2 protein-coding genes are annotated in these 2,224 nt (G+C 29.2%); both read right to left on the bottom strand.

Annotated features, from left to right (window positions below; genetic code table 11):
* Positions 1-172 precede the first annotated feature (172 nt).
* Complete coding sequence (locus ACRDDY_RS15330) at positions 173-1,507, bottom strand: IS4 family transposase (protein WP_438565810.1); 1,335 nt, start codon at positions 1,505-1,507, stop codon at positions 173-175.
* Positions 1,508-1,677: 170 nt separating this feature from the next.
* Positions 1,678-2,224 (bottom strand): CAP domain-containing protein (locus tag ACRDDY_RS15325; RefSeq protein ID WP_438565809.1); only part of this gene is annotated, 547 nt, incomplete at its 5' end.

The raw sequence follows: 2,224 nt of genomic DNA, 5'->3' as shown, positions 1-2,224 counted from the left end.
ATTTATTGCTTGTCTGTGCCCGGGGTCAATGTTATCAACTTAACCAAATCAGAGTTCAAAATCTGATTTGGTTTTTACTTTTTTATACAAAAAAGTAAATTGAATTTATGATAAATCAACTAAAAGTATATAACTTCCCCTTCCCCATAAAATTCACTATTTTTATTGGTAATTAACTATTTCTTCTGATATTTGTTCTATGTTTATTTACTCCAGAGTAAGGTTTTCTTTCATTACTTCTTCCAGGCTTATCTGGCACGACACTTTTAATCATTTCTTCCATCATATAAGCATACATTTTTTCACTTTTCGCTGTATCTTCTTCTAGTATTATTTTTATAAAATACTCTCGAAATGTTCCTATAAGAATATTCATATTTGCTTTATGTTTATATTTATTATTAGTAGCTTTATTTTTCATTTCTAATTCTGCATTGGCTTCGCTACGTATACCTTCAACCATATTGAATACTAACATCTGGGCATAAAAATCCTGTTCTACAAATAATCTTTTGCGACCTGAAATATTTTCAATATTTAGCTTATTTTTTATAACATCAAAAGCCTTCTCTATTCCCCAACGTTTATAATACAACTCTCCAAGTTCTTCAGTTGGAAATTCAACACCATCATATAAATTTGTTAATAAGTATTCAATTTCACCAGTTGGAAGTACTATCTTTACAATACGTGCAACAATTTCTCCTAAAATTTTTGCTTTTTCTTTTAAAATTGGATTTTTCATAGTATAGCATCTATCAGCATCTAACTTAATTTTTACAATAGCATCATTTTGTCCATGCATAGAGACAACTTCGCGGCGAAAGCTTGTCTTTGATAACCTAAACACGTATTTAATCGGTGATTCCATTAATAATAATAATAATTCTAATGAAACATATCCTCTATCAAAGAGTGTTATTATTTTATCTGTATTTTGAATAATTTTTAGCATATTTCCAATATTTGAAATAGCTAATGCGCGTTCGCCGGTTGTTTTACTATCTATAATTGAATCAATCATAACATTATTTTCAACATCATAAATCCCTGATGCTAGTGCACGTATAATGGTTCTATGTTTTGATTGTCCCGTCGCTTTACATTCAAATTCTTCTTTTAATCTTTCTACATTAGGAATTTCTATTTGACTACCATCTATTGCAGTTAGAATATATCCTTTATACTTTTTTAAATTTTGAACATCATCATAGACTCTTTTCACATATCTATTATTTAATTCTACGAAAACTTCCGGATTGAGGTTATTACGTTGTTTTGAGAATGCTTGCTTACTAACAATATCCTCACGTCTATCTTGATCTTTAAAAAAATTATTTAATTCCATAGTTGTTGTTAAACCTTTCCGACTTAATAAGAGTAGCATAAAATCCTCGTAACACATTTTTCTATTTCGAGTAAAACTAGTCTTATTTATCCTTGCAAATTCTTTTATATCATTGTCTATAATATCTTTTAATACAGTTTTTATTTTATCACATTTCATAATTCATTATTCCTCTTTTGTTTTATAGGATAAGATTACAATAATTAACTATTTAAATCAAAAAAACTATAAATTTTTCAGTGTTTTTTCCTTAAGTTGATAACATTGTACCCTAGGTTCATTCTGGGTACTTTAGGTCCCAGTTCTTATTATTTATGAATTCGATTTATTTATGAATTCGATGTTTCCCAGTGAATGTTAGGGTTGTTAAATGCATCATTTTCAAATTGAACACAAGTAAAATAATTTCCTTGACTATCTTTTAATACTACTACAGACATATTGCTTTGATTTGAAATCATATCTGCCTTATGAGAAGGTGAGTTATAAAAACAATCAAATATTTCTTGTGCTACATTTCCTCTCACTGCTCCTGCTTCAATCATATTCCCCATTTCAAAATCTCCATGTTGAGAATTCATATTTTCTGCCATTTGATTAGCACCCGCTAAAGCCTGTTTTGTTGCTTGACTTGTTGGATTTAAAACTTTTAACCCTTGTTGTTGTCTGAAATTATTTATTAATGATTGAACTTGACTTGAAGCTGCACTGTCATAAGTCCAAGTTCTACCTTGAGCTGTTCCACTGTTAGTGCTACTTCCTGGTATTTCACTTGGTTTTGTTTCTGGTTTTACTGGTTGTGGTTTTACAATTTTATCTACTGTAACCACTATATTAGTTGGACCGTTTATTGTACCTTCTATCTTGCTTTCAACA

This window comes from Clostridium sp., assembly GCF_051656525.1.
Taxonomy (GTDB): domain Bacteria; phylum Bacillota; class Clostridia; order Clostridiales; family Clostridiaceae; genus Clostridium.
This window is presented reverse-complemented; position numbering and strand designations above follow the sequence as displayed.